Genomic DNA, 3,225 nt, shown 5'->3' with positions numbered 1-3,225 from the left:
CGGGCTTTCCTCCGGGCGCTTCCCTTCGGTCTTGCGTTTCCGACTCTATCAGATCCTTTTCGATCCGATTCCCTGTCGGCGGGATTTGCCGTTCGGCCCGGGCTTTCGCTCGTCGGCCTTTCGACATTCACTACGTTAGCGGATTCCCCGTCCAACTCATAATCGAGTCCATCGGCGTCGAATTCAGGCATGCGGGCACGCCGAATTCGCCCCTGCTGAGGGGAGTCGCTAGGTAGTGGTTTGGTCGCTTCCGGTTGCCGGCGATTGCCGTACCCGGTTCAGCGGCTCGGACTACATTACGCACCCTGGTAGGACGCGTCAACTTCGGCGGCGCCTCGGGGCATGGGCTCGATAGGGGCTCACCGTCGGATCGCTGGCGACCCAGAAGCGCCAGGGGTGCACGGCTCCGTCGCCGCCCACACCGGTGCGCGGGCCGTTGATTACCTGGTCGGAGGCAACCGGAGTGCCCGTCAGCATGCGGAGCGGGGTGTCCTCGGAGGTGCACGCGTCCGTGCCGTCCAGGGAGCGGTCCACGTTCAGGGCCGTGGCCAGCCGGGCCGGGCCTTTGGCCAGTTCCTTGTCGTTGCGGGCCGAGAGTCGACGGGTGCGGGCCAGTTCGGCGCCCTCGATGATCTCGCCGGCGCGGAGCAGGACCGCGCTCGCCCTTCCCTCGGGGCCACAGACCAGGTTCATGCAGAACCACATGCCATAGGTGAAGTAGACGTACACGTGGCCGGGCGGACCGAACATCACACCGTTGCGGGCCGTGCGGCCGCGATAGGCGTGGGAGCCCGGGTCATCGGCGCCGTCGTAGGCCTCGACCTCGGTGAGGCGGAGGGCGATCGGACCGTCGGGGGTGCTGCGTACCAGGATGCGGCCGAGGAGGTCGGGGGCGACATCGAGGACGGGCCGGTCGAAGAACTCCCTGGACAGAGGCGTACGGTCGGGGGTCGCGATCATGGCGTCCGAGGGTACTGGAGACGAGTGGTGCCGCGGGGTGGCCGTCGGGCACCGGCCTTGCCAGGGTGGGGCATGGAACCGGCCACGGCCGGATCGCGTTTGTAGGGATCAAGGATCCACCCGTAGTGGGCGAGAGGGAGAGACATGGCGTTCAAGAAGCTGCTCGCGAGCCTGGGGGCCGGCGGGGCTTCGGTCGAGACGGTGCTGCACGAGGTCAACGTCGTCCCGGGCGGTGTCGTCCAGGGCGAGGTGCGAATCCAGGGCGGGTCCGTCAACCAGCAGATCGAGGGGCTCTCGGTCGGGCTGCAGGCCAAGGTCGAGGTGGAGAGCGGCGACCAGGAGTACAAGCAGGACATCGAGTTCACGAAGTCGCGGCTGGGCGGGGCGTTCGAGCTGCAGGCGAACGCCGTGCACGCGGTGCAGTTCGGTCTCGAGATCCCGTGGGAGACGCCGATCACGATGATCGACGGTCAGCCCCTGCGCGGTATGAACATCGGGGTGTCCACCGAGCTGGAGATCGCGCGTGCGGTGGACTCCGGCGACCTGGACCCGGTCAACGTGCACCCGCTGCCGGCGCAGAAGGCGATCCTCGACGCGTTCATCCAGCTGGGCTTCCGGTTCAAGAACGCGGACATGGAGCGCGGTGTGATCCGGGGCACGCGGCAGCGGCTGCCGTTCTACCAGGAGATCGAGTTCTACCCGCCGCAGCAGTACCGGGGGCTGAACCAGGTCGAGCTGAGCTTCGTGGCCGACGAGCAGGCCATGGACGTGGTGCTCGAGATGGACAAGAAGCCTGGGCTGTTCAGTGAGGGCAGCGACACCTTCCGCTCGTTCCAGGTGGGGCTCAACGACTACCAGGGCACCGATTGGACCGCGTACCTCAACCAGTGGCTGTCCGAGGTCGGCAGCAAGCGCAACTGGTTCTAGGCTCGGGGCTGACTGAACGAATCGATCAGGAGGTACCGAGGTGACCGAGCTCAAGCGGCGGCCGCTCCCCCACGACTTCCATCCGCCCGTACCGTCGTTCACGGTCACGAGCAAGGATGTCGAGGAGGGTGCGACGCTCCAGGACGCTCAGGTCTACGCGGCCGGCAACACCTCGCCGCAGTTGCGGTGGGAGGGCTTCCCGCCCGAGACCAAGAGCTTCGCCGTGACCTGCTACGACCCCGATGCCCCGACGGGCAGCGGGTTCTGGCACTGGGTGCTGTTCGACATCCCGGCGTCGGTGACCGAGCTGCCGGCGGGTGCGGGCGGCGGCGCGTTCGAGGGGCTGCCCGAGGGGGCGATCCACGCTCGTAACGACTTCGGCAGCACGGACTTCGGTGGTGCCGCGCCGCCGCCCGGGGACGGTTCGCACCGTTACGTGTTCACGGTGTACGCCGTGGATACGGAGAAACTCGGTCCGGATGCGACGGCTTCGCCCGCGGTCGTGGGCTTCAACCTGCGGTTCCACACGATCGCGCGGGCGCAGCTGATCGGTGAGTACGAGGTGCCCGCCGAAGGCTGAGCAGCCGCCCAGCGATCCCGGCGTTCACACAACGTTTGCCCGCTCCTGGTCTTGGAATTGATCAGGAGCGGGCATTTTTGTTGCCGGGGGACGCGGGGGTCACCCCCCGTGGGAGCAGCAGATATTGCGTTGTCCATCTCGGCGTGCCCGGCCAGAGTTGATCCCAGCCCGCCAGGGGGTGGGCCGGTGCACACGGGAGGTGGGCTGGTATGCGGGACACGCTGGTACTGAACGCGAGCTTCGAGCCGCTGTCGACGGTGACGTTGAACCGAGCCGTCGTTCTGGTGCTTCAGGACAAGGCCGTCGTCGAGCAGGCCCACCCCGAACTGCGGATGCGGGGAGCTGCGGTGGACATACCCGCGCCTCGCGTGATCAGGCTCTGCCAGTACGTACGGGTGCCGTTCCGAAGACGAGCGCCGTGGTCGAGGCGGGGTGTGCTGGTGAGGGACCGGCACCGGTGCGCGTACTGCGGGAGGCGGGCGACGACCGTGGACCACGTGGTGCCGCGGGCGCAGGGTGGTCAGGACACGTGGCTGAACACGGTGGCTTCGTGCGCGCAGGACAATCACCGTAAGGCGAACCGGACTCCGGAGGAGGCGGGGATGCCGCTGCTGCGGCAGCCGTTCGAGCCGACTCCGGCGGACGCGATGCTGCTGTCGCTGGGGCGGGACGACTTCGCGGAGCTGCCGCGGTGGCTGGTCCAGCCCGCGGCCTAGGGCTGTCACACGAAGGGGGCCCGCTTCCCTGGGAAGCGGGCC

At 68.0% G+C, this 3,225-nt stretch carries 4 protein-coding genes; 3 read left to right on the top strand and 1 reads right to left on the bottom strand.

The features are described from left to right. Positions 1 to 318 precede the first annotated feature (318 nt). The gene (locus ACFU3E_RS38350) at positions 319 to 960 is read right to left on the bottom strand and encodes a DNA-3-methyladenine glycosylase (protein WP_384169437.1); all 642 of its coding nucleotides are present in this window, start codon (positions 958 to 960) and stop codon (positions 319 to 321) included. A gap of 144 nt (positions 961 to 1,104) precedes the next feature. Between ACFU3E_RS38350 and ACFU3E_RS38345 the strand changes: the two genes are divergently transcribed. The 3 genes from ACFU3E_RS38345 to ACFU3E_RS38335 all read left to right on the top strand — a co-directional run bounded on the left by ACFU3E_RS38345 (position 1,105) and on the right by ACFU3E_RS38335 (position 3,183). Continuing rightward, positions 1,105 to 1,887 (top strand): sporulation protein, encoded by a 783-nt coding sequence (locus ACFU3E_RS38345; protein ID WP_384169434.1) that lies wholly within the window; start codon positions 1,105 to 1,107, stop codon positions 1,885 to 1,887. A gap of 40 nt (positions 1,888 to 1,927) precedes the next feature. Next, a complete protein-coding gene (locus ACFU3E_RS38340) occupies positions 1,928 to 2,467 on the top strand; it encodes a YbhB/YbcL family Raf kinase inhibitor-like protein (protein WP_384169432.1) in 540 nt (179 codons plus the stop codon). 209 nt (positions 2,468 to 2,676) lie between these two features. Then, positions 2,677 to 3,183 carry an HNH endonuclease gene (locus tag ACFU3E_RS38335; protein WP_384169429.1) on the top strand — a complete coding sequence of 169 codons (507 nt, stop codon included), beginning with the start codon at positions 2,677 to 2,679 and terminating at the stop codon, positions 3,181 to 3,183. Positions 3,184 to 3,225 lie beyond the last annotated feature (42 nt).

It is taken from the genome of Streptomyces sp. NPDC057424, assembly GCF_042803315.1.
Lineage (GTDB): Bacteria > Actinomycetota > Actinomycetes > Streptomycetales > Streptomycetaceae > Streptomyces.
The sequence above is the reverse complement of the archived record's forward strand: the minus strand, read 5'-3'. Positions and strand labels throughout refer to the sequence as shown.

Coding starts and splice junctions, on each gene's coding strand:
- ACFU3E_RS38350 (WP_384169437.1), bottom strand. CDS start 960: ATGATCGCGACCCCCGACCGTACGCCTCTGTCCAGGGAGTTCTTCGAC.
- ACFU3E_RS38345 (WP_384169434.1), top strand. CDS start 1,105: ATGGCGTTCAAGAAGCTGCTCGCGAGCCTGGGGGCCGGCGGGGCTTCG.
- ACFU3E_RS38335 (WP_384169429.1), top strand. CDS start 2,677: ATGCGGGACACGCTGGTACTGAACGCGAGCTTCGAGCCGCTGTCGACG.